The organism is Pseudanabaena sp. UWO310 (assembly GCF_006861605.1).
Lineage (GTDB): Bacteria > Cyanobacteriota > Cyanobacteriia > Pseudanabaenales > Pseudanabaenaceae > Pseudanabaena.
On record NZ_SELU01000001.1, the window covers coordinates 73,295 to 92,617 of the forward strand.

Annotated in this window: 12 protein-coding genes; 7 read left to right on the top strand and 5 right to left on the bottom strand. The window is 45.5% G+C overall.

What is annotated here, in order from left to right; translation table 11 throughout:
* Positions 1 to 159: 159 nt before the first annotated feature.
* From ribD to PseudUWO310_RS00310, 4 genes are all read left to right on the top strand, one after another.
* Positions 160 to 1,275 (top strand): bifunctional diaminohydroxyphosphoribosylaminopyrimidine deaminase/5-amino-6-(5-phosphoribosylamino)uracil reductase RibD, encoded by a 1,116-nt coding sequence (ribD, locus tag PseudUWO310_RS00295; RefSeq protein WP_142598086.1) that lies wholly within the window; start codon positions 160 to 162, stop codon positions 1,273 to 1,275.
* Positions 1,272 to 5,339, top strand: a complete 4,068-nt coding sequence (locus tag PseudUWO310_RS00300; RefSeq protein WP_142598088.1) for a cache domain-containing protein — start codon at positions 1,272 to 1,274, stop codon at positions 5,337 to 5,339. Before ribD ends, PseudUWO310_RS00300 begins: the two co-directional genes overlap by 4 nt.
* 376 nt (positions 5,340 to 5,715) lie before the next feature.
* Entirely contained in the window at positions 5,716 to 7,524 is a 1,809-nt protein-coding gene (locus tag PseudUWO310_RS00305) for an EAL domain-containing protein (protein ID WP_142598090.1), read from the top strand.
* Between the two features lie 558 nt (positions 7,525 to 8,082).
* Positions 8,083 to 8,760 (top strand): potassium channel family protein, encoded by a 678-nt coding sequence (locus PseudUWO310_RS00310; protein ID WP_009628973.1) that lies wholly within the window; start codon positions 8,083 to 8,085, stop codon positions 8,758 to 8,760.
* Here PseudUWO310_RS00310 and PseudUWO310_RS00315 read toward each other — a convergent pair.
* From PseudUWO310_RS00315 to PseudUWO310_RS00335, 5 genes are all read right to left on the bottom strand, one after another.
* The gene (locus PseudUWO310_RS00315; RefSeq protein WP_142598092.1) at positions 8,757 to 10,379 is read right to left on the bottom strand and encodes a cation:proton antiporter; all 1,623 of its coding nucleotides are present in this window, start codon (positions 10,377 to 10,379) and stop codon (positions 8,757 to 8,759) included. The genes PseudUWO310_RS00310 and PseudUWO310_RS00315 overlap by 4 nt on opposite strands.
* Before the next feature lie 80 nt (positions 10,380 to 10,459).
* On the bottom strand, positions 10,460 to 11,149 hold the full coding sequence (locus PseudUWO310_RS00320) for an ABC transporter ATP-binding protein (protein WP_009628975.1): 690 nt from the start codon (positions 11,147 to 11,149) through the stop codon (positions 10,460 to 10,462).
* A 26-nt stretch (positions 11,150 to 11,175) separates the two neighbouring features.
* On the bottom strand, positions 11,176 to 12,459 hold the full coding sequence (locus tag PseudUWO310_RS00325; RefSeq protein ID WP_190315852.1) for an ABC transporter permease: 1,284 nt from the start codon (positions 12,457 to 12,459) through the stop codon (positions 11,176 to 11,178).
* Positions 12,460 to 12,467: 8 nt separating this feature from the next.
* Positions 12,468 to 13,874: an efflux RND transporter periplasmic adaptor subunit gene (locus tag PseudUWO310_RS00330; protein WP_142598094.1), complete on the bottom strand. Its 1,407-nt coding sequence runs from the start codon at positions 13,872 to 13,874 to the stop codon at positions 12,468 to 12,470.
* Positions 13,875 to 14,114: 240 nt separating this feature from the next.
* Positions 14,115 to 14,726, bottom strand: coding sequence for a DedA family protein (locus PseudUWO310_RS00335; protein ID WP_142598096.1), 612 nt, complete (start codon positions 14,724 to 14,726; stop codon positions 14,115 to 14,117).
* Positions 14,727 to 15,033: 307 nt separating this feature from the next.
* Between PseudUWO310_RS00335 and PseudUWO310_RS00340 the strand changes: the two genes are divergently transcribed.
* The 3 genes from PseudUWO310_RS00340 to PseudUWO310_RS00350 all read left to right on the top strand — a co-directional run bounded on the left by PseudUWO310_RS00340 (position 15,034) and on the right by PseudUWO310_RS00350 (position 19,318).
* Positions 15,034 to 15,576, top strand: a complete 543-nt coding sequence (locus tag PseudUWO310_RS00340; RefSeq protein ID WP_142598098.1) for a hypothetical protein — start codon at positions 15,034 to 15,036, stop codon at positions 15,574 to 15,576.
* Positions 15,577 to 15,964: 388 nt separating this feature from the next.
* Entirely contained in the window at positions 15,965 to 17,866 is a 1,902-nt protein-coding gene (locus PseudUWO310_RS00345; RefSeq protein ID WP_142598100.1) for a M24 family metallopeptidase, read from the top strand.
* Between the two features lie 105 nt (positions 17,867 to 17,971).
* The gene (locus PseudUWO310_RS00350; RefSeq protein ID WP_142598102.1) at positions 17,972 to 19,318 is read left to right on the top strand and encodes an AAA family ATPase; all 1,347 of its coding nucleotides are present in this window, start codon (positions 17,972 to 17,974) and stop codon (positions 19,316 to 19,318) included.
* The last annotated feature ends 5 nt before the right edge of the window (positions 19,319 to 19,323 follow it).

Consider the following 19,323-nt stretch of genomic DNA (forward strand, 5'->3'; position numbering starts at 1 on the left):
CTTTTTAAGGGGGGCTGGGGGGGATCTATCCAATTCTTAAATGATTTCTTAACCCCCGATCTTTAATCCAAAAGCAAATAGCGAGGCTTCCACAAACCCTTTAGGATTGCTATAGTTTAAATTTTTAGTTATTAATTTTAATTATTAAACAGTCCATTCATGACAGAAACCGCAGATAAGGAATCAACGAACCTACACGATCGCTGGATGCAACGATGTATTGATTTGGCTCTCCAAGCCAGAGGTCGCACCGCACCAAACCCAATGGTGGGCAGTGTAATTGTGAAAAATGGGCGGGTGTTAGGGGAAGGCTTTCATCCGCAAGCGGGGCAGCCTCACGCCGAAGTATTTGCCATCCGCGCCGCCCAGCAAACGGGAGAGGATCTGCAAGATGCGACCCTCTACGTCAATCTGGAGCCCTGTAACCATCACGGACGCACGCCACCCTGTTCCGAGGCAATTATTCAAGCAGGAATTGGGGAAGTGGTCATGGGGGCGATCGATCTCGATCCCCGTGTTGCTGGCACTGGGCGCGATCGCCTCAGGGCGGCAGGGCTGAAGGTGACCACTGGAGTCTTGGCTCAAGCCTGTTTAGAACTAAACGAAGCCTTTTTTCATCGCGTGCGGACAAATCTTCCCTTTGGTATTTTTAAATATGCGATGACCCTCGATGGCAAAATCGCCACCACTTCAGGACATAGCTATTGGATTACTGGCGCTGAAGCAAGGCGAGTGGTTCATGATCTGAGGGGAGGCTGTGACGCGATCATTACAGGCGGAAACACGGTCAGACTCGACAATCCCCATTTAACAACCCATGGAACGAGCCGCCATTGTCCTTTACGGGTGGTGGTCTCCGCTAGTTGTGATCTGCCCGAAACCGCCAATCTATGGCATATTACGGAGAGCGAGAAAACACTCTTGATTGTTCCCCCCGATCGCCATCACCAGCTAAAGCAAAAGCTCCGCGATCGCCAAGTGGAAGTGCTCGAACTCGATATTCTCTCCCCTGAAGCCGTGATGCAAGAATTAGGCAAACGTGGTTGTAACACCGTTCTCTGGGAATGTGGCGGCAGGCTGGGAGCAGCCGCAATTAAAGCTAAGATGGTACAAAAAATCTACGCCTTTATTGCTCCCAAATTAATTGGGGGATTTACGGCTCCCAGTCCCATTGACGATCTGGATTTAACCTTGATGACCGAAGCGATCGCCATCGAGAGATCGCAATTACAACAAATTGGTACGGACTTTTTGATTACTGGATATCTCCCATGAGCGATCGCTTAGCATTCCCAAATCCTCAAAAGCCGCGAAAGTTAACCCTTAAGTTCATTCTCATCGGTCAGTTTGCGATCTTGATCATGGGAATATCAGGATTGATGGCATGGCTATCTTGGCACAGCGAACAAGAAACGATCGACAACCTCGTCGGTCAACTGCAAAACGAAATTAGCGATCGCATCGAACAAAAGCTCACCTCCTATCTAGAAGTCCCCCATTTAATCAATAGAATTAATGCCGATGCGATCGGTCAAGGCATATTAAAAACTCAAGATCGCCCTAGCGAGAAATATCTATGGCAGCAGATCAATAACTTTCCGATGGTTTCTTGGATCTATTATGGAGAAGAAAGCATGGGTAACTTTGTGGGCATTACCCGCATTGACAACAAACTCCAAACAGCGATCAACATTAACGGAAGCAAGGGTTTACAACGTTATCTTTACAACTTAAATAGCCAAGGAGAGCGCCTCAGTCTGGCGGGAACTCCCGAAGCCTACGATCCCCGTCAACGTCCTTGGTATCGGGCGGCTTTAAGAGATCGCCAATCAACTTGGAGTCCGATCTATCAAGATTTTAATCGCCCAGAACAGGTAATTACTGCGAGCCTAGCCGTATATAATGCGGAAGGAAAGAGAATTGGAGTCTTAGGGACGGATCTGTCCTTAGGCAGTATCAGCCAATTTTTAAACGGTTTGCAAATTGGGAAAACAGGACAGGCTTTCATCATCGAACCTTCAGGTTTATTAGTCGCTAGCTCCGTTCGAGAGAATCTCTACGATCTAACTTCGCAAAGAGTCCCCCTTAAGAATGTCAAACAACCCATGATTCGGATGGCAGCGAACTATCTAGAGCAGCAGGCGGGAGGACTGGATCACCTGAACACCGCCCAGCATCTAAAATTCCAATCGGAGGGAAAAAATATATTTCTGAAAGTACTTCCCTATCGAGACAATCGCGGGCTTAACTGGACGATCGTGGTGACAGTGCCCGAGTCAGACTTTACCGAGCAACTCGATCTTAAACGCCAAAGAACGATTTTACTGATTGGGCTATGTCTTGCGGGGGCGATCGCCTTAGGTATATTCACGACTCAATATATCAACCGACCGCTCCGCAGACTAACCCTTGCTAGTCAAGCGGTGACCAATGGAGAACTGAATCGCGAAGTTCCCTCTGCCGCAATTGAAGAAATGGATCTGCTCTCCCAAACTTTTAACCAGATGGCATTTCGTTTAAAGCTATCTTTTGATGAATTAGAACGCGCCAATGAAAATTTGGAATCTCGGATTCAGGAAAGAATGACCGATCTCCAAGCATCCGAAGAGAAATTTAGAAGTTTGGTTTCTAACTTTTCGGGAATTGCCTACCGTTGCAACGGCGATCGCGATTGGACAATGGTATTTATTGGCGGCGATGTCGAGGGCTTAACGGGATATCAGCCTGAAGATTTTGTCGCGGATCGCGTCCGTAGCTGGACAAGCATCATTTATCCCGAAGATCGCGACCATATCAAACGGGGAATAGATGAGAGCTTAGCCTGCGGACAGCCCTATAGCCTTGAATATCGAATTATCAATGCCCAAGGCAATCTGCGCTGGCTCTGTGAGAAGGGACAAGGCATATTTGCGGACGATCGCTTGCTGTGGCTCGATGGCGCAATTTTTGATATTAGCGATCGCAAGCAAGTAGAAGCGGAATTACTAGAGCGGGTGCATCTATCGATTTTAATGGCAGAAATTGGTTCCGCTTCCACCCAGCTCCATACTCTCGCCGAAGTACTCCAATCCTTTGTAGAGTCTCTCTGGCGACATATGAATGTTGCCTTTGCCCAGATATGGACGCTCAATGCCTTTGGCAATAGTTTAGATATCGATGTCAGTGCAGGAAACTACAACCATACCGATCGCGAGAGACTGCGGCATCTCGTTCCCCAAGCCAAAATTTGGTCGATTACCCAAGGGAATTTCCAACCCCTCCTGACCAATCAAATTTTGGCGGATATATCTGAAGTCGATCGCCAATGGCTACAAGAGGAAAACATTATTTCCTTGGTTGGATATCCCCTAATCGTCAAAGGGAAAGTGATCGGTGTCATCTTGATGCTCTCGCAGTCGCATTTAGATACTGATATCCAAACCATAGATCTGATTTCTAATGCGATCGCCATCGGCATCGATCACAAACAGTCTGAAGAGAAACTCAGGATTACCAATGCCGAAATGCAAGCCCTATTTGCCGCGATGGATGATGTCATTTTGGTGCGCGATCGATTGGGACGCATTCTCAAAACCCCTGAAACTCGCAAAGAAAACTGGCGAGAGGCTAGCGAAATTATTGGTAAGTTGCCTTCGGAAATATTTCCTCCAGAACAAGCAGAACTCTTTACAAATTGCATTGAGAAGGTTTTAGAAACCCAGCAAACTCTAAATGTCGAGTATCTCTCATCTAACGATCAAGCCCTCGATCGCTCAATCTGGTGGAATGCCAGTATCTCTCCCATTGATCGGGAGACCGTAGTTTGGGTGGCTCGCGATATCACTGACAGAAAACAGGTCGAAGAGCAACTCAAACAGGCTAAACAAACCGCCGAAAGCGCGAGCCAAGCCAAGGGGCATTTTTTAGCGAGTATGAGTCACGAACTCCGCACCCCGCTAAATGCAATTCTGGGATTTACCCAGCTCATGCTCCGCGACCTCAGCCTTACCAATAGCCACCGCTCCTATCTCAAAATTATTCATGACAGTGGCGAACATCTACTGGAATTAATTAATGATGTTTTAGATATGTCCAAGATCGAATCGGGGCGCATCACCTTCAATAGTACCTGCTTCGATCTTTATCGCATGTTAGATATGTTAGAACAGATGTTTCGACTGAAAGCGATAGATCGCAAGGTGAAATTGATTTTTAGGCGATCGCCGAAATTACCGCAGTGGATCGTCACCGACGAAGGTAAACTCCGCCAAATCCTCATTAACTTATTGAGCAATGCGATTAAATTCACCCCACAAGGATCGATCACTCTATCAGCCGAGGCGCTCCATCAAGAAGAAACTAATGACTTAGGAGAAGAATCACCCTTAAATCCCCAAAAGGAACAATCCTCAAGCACCCTCATCTTCAAAATAGAAGATACGGGTGCAGGCATTCCACTACATCAACTAGAACGAATATTTGAAGCCTTTGAGCAAACCGATATCGGGCGTAGAGCTTCCGAAGGAACTGGTTTAGGATTACCCATTAGCCTGAAATTTGCCCAGTTTATGGGTGGGCAGATTACCGTCAGTAGCATCTTGGGCGAGGGTAGTACCTTTCAAGTGCAAATCCCCATTAGTATATCGGCAGCATCCGTCCCCTTACATCAGCCCAACGATCTCTATGTCACTGCTTTAGCTCCCGATCAGCCAGAATATCGACTCCTCGTCGTAGAAGACCGCTGGGAAAGTCGGCACTTGTTAGTCAAAATTTTAGAAGCAGTTGGCTTCCAAGTCCGCGAAGCGCAGAATGGGGCGGAGGCTCTCGCTATTTGGGAAGAGTGGCAACCGCACCTGATCTGGATGGATATGCGAATGCCTATCATGGACGGCTATGAGGCAACTCGCCAGATCAAATCCCACCTAAGGGGGCAAGCCACCGTCATTATCGCCTTAACCGCCAGTGCCTTAGAGGAAGAAAAAGCAATTATTCTCTCGGCAGGCTGTGATGATTTTGTCCGTAAACCTTTTCGGGAAAGTCTCATTTTCGAGAAGCTAACCGAATATTTAGGGGTGAATTATTTATACGAGCATGAAAGCGATCGCCATATTAAGGGGAAAAACAACCTCGATCTAGAAACTTTGGGAGCAAATTTTACCGCCAATTTATCGCAAATGACCGACCATTGGATCGCCCAACTACATCAAGCAGCTATGCTAGCTGACAATGACTTAATTAATGAATTAGTTGCGGAAATTCCAGAAGATAATACTGTTTTAATCCATTCTTTAATCGCCCTTGTGGATAATTTTTGTTACAATCAAATCATGGGTTTGACCAAACAAGCTCTTCGCAAATAATCAATAGCATGTCTGCACTAAATATATCAGTATATAAATAAGTGGACTTAATTAAATATAAAACCCTAAAATCTGCGGTGCAGGCGCAGTGTGCGCCGCAGGTCTTAGCTCTAGATTTTAATTATGCTGAGGTACTTAGCAGTCTTAACCATTTATGAGAAAAATAAGGCTTTGAATTCACTCAGCCAAACTATGCTGAAGCACCGTATCTAGTCTATGGCAAGATATCTAGCCAACTATCCTTTGGAAGCTACAATTAATTGCTAAAAAAGCGATTGTTAACTAATTTGACATGGACTATAGGTAATTTTTAGAATTATTGAATTCCTAGTCATCAAAGCAATTCTGGGACAACATCTATGGATACGGCTACATAATGACTAGAAATTATAGCGGCGACATATTAATAGTCGATGATATGCCCAATAATTTGCGTTTTCTATCGACAACTTTGACGGAGCAAGGCTATAAGGTACGCAGCGTCACCGATGGATTAATGGCTTTGACCGTAGCAAAGGCCGCTAAACCCGATCTGATTCTGCTCGATATCATGATGCCGAATATCGATGGCTACGAGACCTGTGTCAGGCTCAAGGCTGATGAGAAGACCTGCGATATTCCTGTGATTTTTTTGAGCGCCTTGGATGAGGTAATTGATAAGGTTAAAGCCTTCACCGTGGGTGGGGTGGATTATATTACCAAGCCCTTTCAGCTAGAAGAAGTATTGGCACGCATTCAGACCCATTTAAGTTTGCGGTTTGCCCAAAAAGAAATTAGGCAACTTAATGCCGAACTTGAGCAGCGCGTGCGTCAGCGAACTGTCCAACTAGAACAAGAAATTGCGGAGCGCCTACAAGTTCAAGAAAGATTACTCCACTTAGCGCTGCATGATGTCCTGACGGGATTACCGAATCGAACTTGGTTCATGAAGCGATTAGAGCAAATCCTCCAGCAGGCTATTCAACAATCTGGATCGCATTTTGCCGTATTGTTTTTAGACTGCGATCGCTTTCAAGCCGTTAACGATTCCTTAGGACATTTAGTTGGCGATCAACTATTAGTCTCGATCGCCCGCAGAATTCAGCTTTGTCTCCGTCCTGGCACTATGCTTTGCCGATTGGGAGGAGACGAGTTTGCCATACTGCTGCAAGATACCGAAAAATATGCCGATGCCATCAAAACTGCCGATGATATTCTGCGCGAATTAGCCGCACCCTTTCAAATTAGCGAATATCAAGTATTTACCAATGTCAGTATTGGCATTGTGATGGGCAATGGGGTTTATAGACAGCCCGAACATATCCTCAGGGATGCCGATACCGCCATGTACCAAGCTAAAGCGAATGGAAAGGCTCGATATCAAGTGTTCGAGCAAACAATGCATAACCTTGCCCTCTACAACTTTCAGCTCGAATCCGATCTCCGACATGCCTTAGAGCGTCAAGAATTAGAGGCCTATTATCAGCCGATCGTCAACTCCATCAGCAATGAAATCACCTCCTTTGAAGCGCTAGTGCGTTGGAATCATCCCGAAAAAGGATTAGTCGTCCCTAACAAGTTTATTCCGATCGCCGAAGAGACGGGATTAGTAATTGCGATCGACCTATTTGTGTTGCGCCAAGCCTGCCAGCAACTGCGAATTTGGCGAGATGCGGGTATTGTCAAACATTCCTTAACCATGAATGTCAATCTTTCGGTAAAGCATTTTATGAGCTTCGATCTGCTAAAGCAGATCGATCGCGTGCTTGAGGAGACAGGTATTGATGGCGATTCCTTAAGATTAGAAATCACCGAAAGCGACATCATGGAGAATGCCGAATTTGCTGGCAAAATCATCGCCCAATTGCACGATCGGCATATTCAGCTAAGTATTGATGATTTTGGTACTGGTTACTCTTCCCTAAGTTATCTCCATCGGCTACCGATCAATCATCTCAAAATCGATCGCTCCTTTGTGATGCGTATTGGGAAAAATGGCAAAAATACGGAAATTATTAAAGCAATTATCGCATTGGCGAAAAGCTTAGACATGTTTACGATCGCCGAGGGCGTAGAGACCCAAGAGCAGCTAGCCCAGATTCGAGAATTGCATTGCGATTTTTGTCAGGGCTATTTATTTTCTCGCCCCGTCAATGCCGAAGCTGCCCAAAATTTATTGCTTACAGGATTTAAAACCCAAGCCTAGAAGGGTTTGCCCTTGCTACGCAAGAGGCAAACCCTTCTAGCCCTGTATAAAGCCCAAGAATTGAGTGGCGGCGCGAAGCGCCGCCACTCAATTCTTGGGCTTTATGTCCTAGTACAAGGCGACAGCTATAAAAAACTGCTTGGGGGTTCTTTTGTTCGAGAATAGTTGTAAAAATAAGAGTAAAAATAAGACCAGAGCCTAAACCGTCTAAGTAGCTAGGCGCAAAATATAAAACTCCAAAAGCTGTAGCGCACGCTGCGCGTGCGCTACAGCTTTTGACTCTGGGTTTTAATGATGCCCAGCCACCTATACCAAATCACGAAAGTGTGACAACACTTTTGGGAATTAAACACCAAACCCAGTCAGGTTTTGAGATTCCCAAAATGGCGTTGCCATTTTGGGAATTGGTATAATACCAATTCACGAAAGTGTGACAACACTTTTGGGAATTAAACACCAAACCCAGTCAGGTTTTGAGATTCCCAAAATGGCGTTGCCATTTTGGGAATTGGTATTACTCTACGGTCGGCTTTGCCGTAACTTTAGTCGAGGAATGATATGTATATTCTGATTGGTGGGGCGGGAATGATGGGATTAGACCTAGCCCGTACCCTCCTCCATATGGGACATACGATCGCCGTGATCGACACCGATCCCATCGCCTGTCAATATGCCCGCCAAAAAATTGGGGTGATGGCTTTTGAAGGCAGTGCAGTCAACACGACCGTCTTATTAGAAGCAGGAATTCGCAAATGTAATGCTTTTATTGCCGCCTTACGGGAAGATGCCCTGAACCTAGCCATTGTGACCCTATCCAAACATTATGGCGTACCCCAAATTATGGTACGCATGAGCGATCGCGACTTTGAGGAACCCTATCAACTAGCGGGAGCAACCCATATTATCGGCACATTAGAACTTGCTATTTCACGGATTGTCAATGCGATCGAATATCCTCAAGTCGATGCGATGATGCATTTTGAACAGGGTCAAGTCGAAGTCGTCAAACTATCAATTCCGCAACTTTGTGCCATTGTCGGGTTGACGGTCGCCGAGATCGCCCAAAACCCCCAATTCCCTACAGGGACGCTCATCATCGGCTATCAAGCCCATCCCCACGAAGATTTAATCGTTCCCAATGGCAGCACTATTTTAGAAGGGGGCTCAACAATTCTAGTAGTTACGAAACCCAGTCTTGTGAGGCAAATGTTGGACTTTATGGGGCTATGTGCCTAGTCTTCCCTTAGGGAAAGGAGCTTTTCATTGAGTACTTTGAGATAACTATGCCCAACATCATCGGAAAGCAATCCTTTGCGAATAGCATCATTAATCGCCACCTTTTCCGCAAGATAAAGGCGGCGGCGCAATCCATCTAGATAATTTTGCTCCTCTGGATTTTCATGGCGATCGCTAATGCGTTGATTGTAAATATCGCGTAGTTCATGCTCGGAGGTGGCAATCTTAGCTTGATAGCTGGCAAATAGTTCCTCATATACCGATTTTTGTAAACTCCCCGACTCCAACAGATTCGCTAACTCCTTTTGAGCGGCTTTTGAGGCGATCAGATTTAACTGAAGGGATTCAATTTGTTGCTTCGTGGGTGATGGACTGGATAGATTCAACTTCTTCACAAACCAAGATAGACTCAATCCCTGTCCCACCAAGGAGATTAGTACCGTACTAAAGACAAGGGCGATCGCTTGCGTGCGATCGGGCAAAGCAAAGGGCAGACTCAGGGCAAGCGCCATCGATAGCGAGCCTTTGACATTGCCCAGAATTAAGACATGTTGCCAACGTAAGGGGATCGGGCGATCGAAGAAACTCAGTCCATAGAGCAAGGGATAAATCGCCACAATCCGTCCGATTTGATAGGCAAAAACCGCAAACAAAGCCGCAGGAGCGGTACTCAAAAGCGATAATGGCGCTACTTCAATCCCCACTAATAAAAAGATAAATGTGTTCGCCCCAAAGGCCGCATATTCCCAGAAATTCAGCAAACTCACCTCCGTGGGAGCCGAGGTTTGCCGAAAGCCGAGGTTGCCAATTACCAATCCCGCAATCATTACGGCGATCGCACTGGAAACTCCCAAAGCATGACCGATCTGAAAAGTCCCCAAGGATACCGCCACCGTTAACAAAATATTACTGAGCGCGTCATCCGACTGCTGAAACAGCCCCACACAGAGATAGCCCAGTCCCAAGCCCAAAATACTGCCCCCGACAAAGGCAATAAAAATCTGCTGTAGTCCTTCCCCAAGCGTAAAGGAACCCTGCATAAAAATCGTAGTAATCATACTAAGCAGGACTAAAGCAATCCCATCGTTAAAGAGGCTTTCTCCTTCCACAATGGTGGCAAGTGGTCGCGGGACAGTCACATTCCTAAAGGCAATAATTACCGAAACCGTATCCGTAATCGTTAAAATTACGCCAACGGCACTAGCGGTAATCCAAGCTAGATTAATGCCAAATTTGAGTAAGGTGGCGGTAATCGTCGCCGATAAAATCACCCCAGGTCCTGCGAGCAATAAAATCGGCTTAATCGTGCTGCGCAGACGACTGATATCGGTATTGATCGAGGCTTCAAAGATCAAGATTGGCAGAAATAGATTGAGGATCACTTCTGGATTTAAGCCAATGGAAGCAGGTAGTATATGCTTGGGAATCGCTAAACCTGCTAAGACTAGCCCCACAACGTAGGATATCCGCAATCGTCTCGTAATCAGAGCAACCGCAGTTGCCACAATTAACAGAATAATTAATGTATTGACTAATCCAGTAAATTCGCTGGAGTTTTTCGAGAGGGTCTGCTCTAGGGGAGGACTATTTAAAGCATTAACAAAAAGATAACCAATCAAGGTATTTGCACTAATGATAGAGCGATAGCTATTTTCATTAAAGTTAGGACATAAAAACCAGAAAGTAAAGGCAGATCACTTTAGGAGATTACTTCGGGAACGTTTTCTGGTTTTAAAATCAAGCCATCTTGAATGCGGATAATCCGCCGAGTTCTTTCTGCCACATCATGTTCGTGGGTAACTAGAACGATGGTAATTCCCTGTGAATTTAAATCCCCCAAGAGTTCCATTACCTCATGGGAAGTTTGGGTATCGAGCGCTCCCGTCGGTTCGTCGGCAAGTATTAGTGCAGGACGATTAGCCAAAGCACGGGCGATCGCTACCCGTTGTTGCTGTCCTCCCGATAATTGATTGGGACGATTGAGTAGGCGATCGCTAAGTCCCACCTTCGTAAGGGCTTCTGTCGCGAGTCGATGGCGTTTCTCCTTGGGGATATTGGAATAAATCATCGGCAACATCACATTCTCGATCGCTGTCGATCTTGAGAGTAAATTAAATTGCTGAAAGACAAAACCAATGCGGCGATTGCGAATAAAGGCTAACTCATCATCGTTATAGGTGGTTAATTCCCGATCTTCAAGATAGTATTTACCAGAGGTAGGGCGATCTAGACAACCGATAATATTCATCAAGGTGGATTTGCCTGACCCCGACATCCCCATGATTGCCGCATATTCTCCCGACTGAATTTCCAGATCGATGCCTTTGAGAATGGGAACATTCACTTCACCGAGACGATAGGCTTTACGAATATTTTCTAATCGAATCATAGATGTTCCTTAATTTTAATCACTTCTTAATCACTTCTGAGAGCTTGAATCGGATCTAACTTCGCGGCACTTCGGGCAGGAATTACACCTGCCACTAGTCCTACCATCATTGACAAACCAAATCCCGCGACTACTGACCAGATCGATACCAAAAAGGGAAATTGAAAAATTGTTGCCGAACCATAGGCGATCGCAATTCCTAACGCAATCCCCACTACGCCGCCCAATCCCGACACTAAAATCGCCTCAGTCAAAAACTGGTTGAGAATCGCCGATCGCGTCGCGCCGAGAGCTTTTCTCACCCCAATTTCACGGGTGCGCTCCACGACCGAGACTAGCATAATATTGGCGATACCAATGCCGCCGACCACCAAAGAGATCGCGGCGATCGCGCCCACCATCAGAGTCAGTAAGCCGACAATATTGGTAAAAGCGCTTAAAATATCCGTCTGATTCACGATCCGAAAATCATCGGACTGGGGTGGATAAATTTTATGCCGCAACCGTAGGAGATTTGTCAATTGAAATTGCGCTGCTTCAAGCTCTGCCTCATCTAGGGCTTGCACCCAAAACCCACTGACGGATATACCCTGTAAAGCATTATTGCCGACCTGTCTTGCCGACATATTCTTGAGCGGGATATAAACGCGATCGTCCTGATCGAATCCCCCAGTTGACCCTTTCGACTCCATCACCCCAATTACTTGATATTGTTCCCCTTGGATCCTAATTCTCTGCCCGATCGCATTGCTTCGACCAAACAGATCCGAGCGCACCTTAGAACCCAGCACCACTAAAGATTTTGCATTGTCGATATCTTCCTGTTCAAAATATCGACCTTCCGTAGGGAAAGTATTTCTAATCGGTGAATAATTAACATCAGTACCAATTACGGTTGTTGATGTATTTTGATTCTCATAGGAAACCTGTCGGGTGCGCTGCAAATAGGCAGAAACTAACTTTACTGCTGGAGCCTTGGCAACCGCTTGAGCATCTTCTAAGGTCAAGGTGGAAGCAGACCCTCCTCCCTGATTTACCCCGCCCGTTCTCGCCGCCCCTGTGAGGACATTGATCGAATTTGTGCCAAGGGCTTGTAGTTGATTTTCGGTAGCCTTCTGGATACCCTGTCCGACCGAAGTAATCGCAATCACCGCCGCAATGCCAATAATTACGCCCAACATCGTCAAAGCAGTTCGCAAGCGATTATTCCATAGAGATTCTGCTGCCATGGTCAGAATCTCGGTAAAGGGAACCTTGGCAACTTGAAGGCGTGATTGGGCAAATTTGGAGATAGGTTTAGCATTTTGCATGGCTTCATCTAACCCCGACTGCGCTGTGGTGAAGGGGAAAGTCCAGGAATACCACTGGGATTAGTCTTTGGTCGTGAACCTTCAGGGAAGGAGACAAAGATTTTTTCATTACCCGTTAAACCCGACTTCACTTCGGTTTTATCATCCACGGTCACCCCAGTTTCAATGGCAGTAAAGACGGGCGTTTCACTCTGATCAGTCTTGACATATACACCCGTACTACCCTGTTGTCTGACGATCGCGACAGTGGGGACGACCAATACATCCTTGAGTTGTCCTGCCTTAAATTCTAAGCTGGCATTCATTCCCGACCGTAACATTTGCTTATCTTGGGATGTAATCTCAGCCTTGACTTCAAAACTAGTAACGTTTTGATTGACGATCGCTTGCGGTGAAATCGAGACCACCCGACCGCTAAATTTTTTATTAGGATAGGCATCGACCTGCACTGTGACTTCCTGACCAATGGCGATCTGGGCAATATTTGACTCAGCAACATTCGCTACAACTTGATTATTGCTGGCTAGAGCCAAAATTGAAGAAGCGGTTGCCGAACTTACCGAACTGCTAGAAGTAGTAGGGGTAACAAAGGCTCCAGGATCGGCATACTTGCGTAACACGACTCCATCAAAGGGGGCGCGAATAATGGTGTCCTCCAATTGTGCTTGGACGATTTGGAGGGAACCTGCGGCTGATACGACTTGCGCCTGAGCGCGATCAATTTCTTCAGGACGAGCTCCTGCCTGTTGGAGAGCTAATGCTTCGCGTACCTGCGAGACTCTAGCGCGATTTGCCTCCATCGTGGTTCTGGCATTGTCCAGATCGCGGGAAGAAATCGCCCCTTCTTTGTAAAGTTGTTGATTTTGGCGATAAATAATTTCTGATTGTTCGAGGGTCGCTTGGGCATTACTCAGGTTTGCTTGTGCTTGAGCGATATCCTGAGCGCGATTTCCCGCATTTAGGAGATCGAGACTAGCTTGAGCTGCCGCGAGCTGTCCATCGGCTTGGGTAACTTGACCTAAGGTATTGGACTCATCCATATAGGCGAGGATCTGCCCCTCCCTCACCGCCTGTCCTTCTTTTACTAACAGGCTTTTGAGTCTACCAGAGCTTTTGGGGCTGACATTAATGGACTTCTCAGGTTGAATTGTGCCATTAGCGGTCACAATAATCGGTAAATCTGCGCGTTTAATGGCGATCGTCCTTTCGCGCTTACGACTATCTTTGTTATTGGCGGGAGCCGTTAATTGGGTATAGGCATAGTAGCCACCACCGCTGGTGACGAGCAATATCAGTAAGATCACAAGGCGCGATCGCCATCGTCCCATCAACTTTTTTTTAGGGCTATGCTCGGGGAAATCGGATAGATCGTCCAGCAACGCCTCATCCTTGGGTTCTAGCTTCTCTGATTGCATGGGAGTTACGTTAATCACTATTAGGTTTAGACTCTTATATCCGATCAAAGGGTCAAATTATAGCGGTAATACCAATTCACGAAAGTGTGACAACACTTTTGTGAATTAAACCCTAAAGCCTGCGGCGCACGCGTAGCGTGCGCCGCAGGCTTTAGCTCTGGATTTCTAGCTCTGGATTTTTATTATGCCTAGCTACTTATACCAATTTCCACCATGGCGTTGCCATTCTGGAAATTGGTATTACTGGGATTTTCGCCGTAGACGATAGCCAATAAATACTGCGATCGCGATGAGCACGCCGAAGACCACGACCTTAGTAATTACATCAATGTATTTTTCCACTAGATCGTAGTTTTTGCCCAAAAAACAACCCGCATAGGTTAATAAAGCTACCCATACCACGGTTCCAATTGTCGAATAGAGAAAGAAAGGAACGAGCGGCATTTTGCTGATGCCTGCGGGAATAGAAATCAACGTACGAATGCCAGGAACTAAGCGCCCAAATAGTACCGCCTTCGATCCATGCTTCTGAAACCAAGTTACTGATTTATCAATATCATCGCCAGAAATGCCAATCCATTTCCCGTAACGTCCCGCCAATATTTGTAAACGCTGTTGTCCCAATAGTAACCCTGCATAGTACCAAGGGATTGCGCCTAAAATCGTACCAACTACCCCAACTGCGATCGCGGGAATCACCTGAATGGTGGAATTAGGAAAAGTAGCCGTATAGCCTGCAAGGGGCATAATCAGTTCCGAGGGAATGGGGGGAAACAGATTTTCGAGAAACATCAGTAAGCCGATCCCCAGATAGCCTAGGGAATTCATTGTGTTTGTAATCCATTCCGTCATCGCTATTGCTCAATATGATGGTAACCAAGTTTCAATTTTATATTAGAGCGAGCTGCCACCCATCTTTATCTATTGACAGCGCTTTGCGCTCAAACCCAAACCAAGGGGATTTTTAAAAGCGTTGCAAAGCAACGCTTTTAAAAATCCCCTTGGTTTGTTTGATCGATAATTATTGATTGGCGGCGCAAAGCGCCGCCAATCAATTCTTGGGATTTTGGTATATTTAAGATTAGGTTATGGAATGTCACCATGCAGCTCAGATTTAAATTAAATAAATTTTGCTAAGGCGCATTGAGCCTTATTGCTAATGAAAAAGTCTTTTGTTTATCGCACTCTTCAAATTGCTACTGCGGTAGCGGTTTATAGCGCTATTTCTGTATGGGCCTCGACAAATCATGTCGATAGCGTTACCAATACCATTATCAATATCAATTCGTTCATGGTGATTCTTGGGATCGCTCTCATCTTTCCCTATATTTGTTTCAATGTTTTAGGGAAACTCTATACGCCGCCAGCATCGCGAAATTCTAGGCGATCGTCAGAATCTAGCAGATCCCCATTTAGCCAAGATGATCTCAATGCGATCGACACACCGCAAGAGCCAGAGTCAATGCTATATCGTGGTGCACGCTATAATCCAGATGATCTAAAGCCAACTCCTAATATTAACGAAAACAACCCAAAAACGGTTAAAAATCCACCGAACATTAAATATCGTGGAGCCAATATCGAAAGCAGTTCCGATGATAACTCCTCAGAATCACCAGATTCCTTTGCATCTGAAAGAAACTCTCAAAAATCTGCCAAGCCCAAGGAAAGAATGAAATATCGCGGTTCTTATATAGATTAAACCGTCAGTTCGGGCTAAGCTGGCAAGTTTTAAAAGCCCAAAAGTAAAAGCCTTGCTAGGCAAGGCTTTTACTTTTGGGCTTTGAGAAAGGTTTTGCTACGCAAAACCTTTCTCAAAGCCTGTTTCAAATTATCTCGAACTCACGTTAACTAGCGTTGCGGCGCTCCGCGCCGCAACGTCACATCTCTCACTGGGAAGAGATTTAGAGAATGACGGCACTTCAGATCGCTCTCTCTAGGCATAGGTTAAAATTCTTATAAGTAGTTCGGCATAATTAAAAATCAAAACCAAAACCTGTGGCGCACGCTGCGCGTGCGCCACAGGTTTTAGGGTTTTATACTTAATTAAGCCCACTTATTTAGTCCAATTTTTAGCCCTACATAACTTCATGGTTTTATTGCAGAGTGCTTTTCCCACCGCATCAAATCCCTCGCCCCAATCCCCACAAACTGCCCAGAAATTTGCCGCCCTGCGATCGCAACTGCTCAAACATGACTTAGATGCCTATTTTGTCCCCTCGGCGGACGAACATCTCAATGAATACCTACCCGAAGCCAAGCAACGTCGTCAATGGATTAGTGGCTTTACGGGTTCCGCAGGTGATTTTTTAATCAGTACCGATCGCGCTTGGATATATGTCGATTCGCGCTACTACGAACAGGCGGAGATGCAAGTGGATGAGAACCTCCAGAAAATCTGCAAAGTAGGACTAGCAGAGCATCAAACCTTGGAAGAAACCCTTGAAGAACTCGGACAAAATTCCTCGCGACCATGCCAAACCTTGCGCTTGGGCATCGATCCCTTTACGATTACAGTCTCCCAATATCGTCGTTTTTCCGAACGCCTAAGAGCCAGTGGAGTCGAGATCGTCCCTGTATTAGAGAATTTAGTCGATAATGTGCGATCGCAAAGCCCTTGGGTAGAGACAGAAACAGTTCCGCCCTTTGGCGATCGCCCAGTCATTGCGCTTCCCGATGACCTTACTGGCGAAAGTTTAGCCAAGAAATTAGAGCGCGTTCGGAAAGTAATGGGTAAAAAAAGAACCGCCATTTTACCGATTACTAAGCTTGATCAGATCGCATGGCTCTATAACTTACGTGGGCGAGATGTAGATTGCAATCCCGTATTCATTAGCTATGCGATCGTCACGCTCACCGATGCCTATCTCTTTACCAATACTTCGCGCATTGATGACACCGTTCGTCAGGCTCTAGCAGGGCAGGTGCAGATTTTAGCCTATGAGCAATATATTCCCACCCTGCGATCGCTGGTTGCCGACAATCGCCCCGTCCAAGTCGCGATCGCTCAGACTACTTACGGAACCTATCTGCAACTCAAGGAAGTCGGAGCCAAAATCATCGAAGCTGAAAACCCTATCGAAATCTTTAAAGCCCATAAAAATGCCGTAGAAATCACACAAATGCAACGGGCAAATCTCAAAGCAAGTTGGGCAAAAACTCTTACAATTAAATGGATAGAAGAGCAGGTTAATGCGGGTAACTCCATCAGCGAACGCGATGTTGCTGATAAAATCGAAGGGCTCTACAGACAACAAGAGGGCTTCTATGACCTCAGTTTCCCGACGATCGCTGGTACGGGGGCAAATGGCTCGATCGTCCATTACAGCAATCCCAATCCCGACTGTAAACTTCTCAATGGCGATTTGCTGCTCCTAGATTCTGGTTCCCAATTCTATGGCGGTACTACCGATGATACGCGATCGATTAGCATTGGTACGCCTACAGATGAACAATGCGATCGCTATACCGAGGTTCTCAAATCCCATATTAATTGTGCGATGCAGAAATTCCCTAAAGGAACTACTGGTAGCCAAATCGATGGCATTGCCCGTTCTTCGATGTGGCAAAGTGGGCTAGATTTTGGTCATGGTACAGGGCATGGGGTGGGCGTATTCTTGAACGTCCATGAGGGACCCAATGGCATCAGCAGACGGGTAAATCAATCGCTCGATCTAGGAACAGTTAACAGCATCGAACCAGGATATTACAAGCCCAAATGGGGAGGTATCCGTTTGGAGAATCTCTATTTTGTCAAAGAGATGACAAAGGAATCGGATAGTGTTCATGAGGCAGAACCCAATGTGATCCCTTGGTACGAGTTTGAATCCTTGACCTATATTCCCTTTGACAAAAAGCTCATCGATCGCCACAAGCTCAATCCTCAACAGATCGCATGGCTCGAAAGGTATTACGCCTCTGTCGTAGAGAAGTTATCCCCGATGCTCACTGATGCAGAAACAGTATGGCTAAAACAAGCTTGTAGCTTTTAATAAACAGTAAAAAGAGCGCAAAGCGCTCTTTTTACTGTTATGGATTATTTTGGAGAGTCGTTTATAATGCGATCGCCACCTAAATTTATCTAGCAATCTAACTCCATGTCTCAAGATCTGCTTACCGAAATTAGCAACGCTTTTGAACCATTTGATCCACCGCCGCAGGGTGCTTATGTGGATTGTGGTTCTGTGCGTGGTGACTGGAGTATTTTGACGGAGTTAGGCAGAAAAATTATTCGCAGTAAAACTACTACTTGTCAGCTTTACACTGGACATCGGGGAGCGGGTAAATCAACAGAGCTTTTACGGCTGGAGAAATATCTAACCGAGCAGAAGTATTTTGTGGTTAATTTTGGGGCGGATGATGAGGATATTGATATTGCGGATACGGAATATGCTGATATTTTGATGGCTTGCACAAAGCACTTGGTTAAGAAGGTTAAATTTGAAGATCCAAATCCCTTAAAAGGTATCTCAAGTTGGCTACAGGCAAGAGCTGATAGTTTATCCGAACTTTTATTAACTGAATTAAAATTTGATGGGTTATCTCTAGAGCAACAGGTTTCGCAAATTACTAAAATCACAGCAACGATTAAGGCACAGCCTGATAATCGCAAAAAAATTCGAGAGCGAATTAATGCTAATGCACCATCTTTATTGCAGGTCTTGAATGATTTTATTGATGCTGGTAAAAAGTCTTTAATCAAGCAAGGCTATAAAGACTTGGTGTTGATTGTTGATAATCTCGATCGCATTATCGAAAGCCAAAAATCGGCAAATGAACTCAGCAACTATGATGAGATTTTTATCAAGCGTCACGATCAGATGCGGGGTTTACATTGCCATGTGATCTACACTGTCCCGATCGCAATGGTTTATTCAGAACGCTGCACACAGTTACAAAATAATTTTAATGAAACTGATGTATTGCCGATGATCATGCTTCAGAATGAGAAGGGTGAGAAAAGTGAAGAAGGACTTGCCAAATTTCGCGAAATCATTGCTAAGCGGATAGCACCAATTGCGATTAATGGTCAAGATATTGGCTTAACTTTGTCAAAGGCAGTGGAAACGCAAGTTTTTGAATCGAAGGAGGTTCTTGAGCGTTTGTGTTTGATGAGTGGTGGACATATTCGGTTATTCATCAAGATGATTCAAAAGGCTTTGGATCATACCGATGATCTACCAATTTCTAGAAAAGCGGTCAATCGAGCGATCGAGGATGCAAAGGAAGATTATCTCAATGCAATTTTTGATCATCAGTGGAATCTTTTAAGTGAGGTTAACGCAACTAATCAGATTCCTAATGCTGAGAATGACAAGGAATATCCGCGATTATTAGCAAATCGTTGTGTGTTGGAATATCGATATCGCGATCAAGATGACAAGCTCAAGCGTTGGTATGCGGTGCATCCGTTGGTTAAAGAACTTGATAAATTTAGGGTATAAAATTT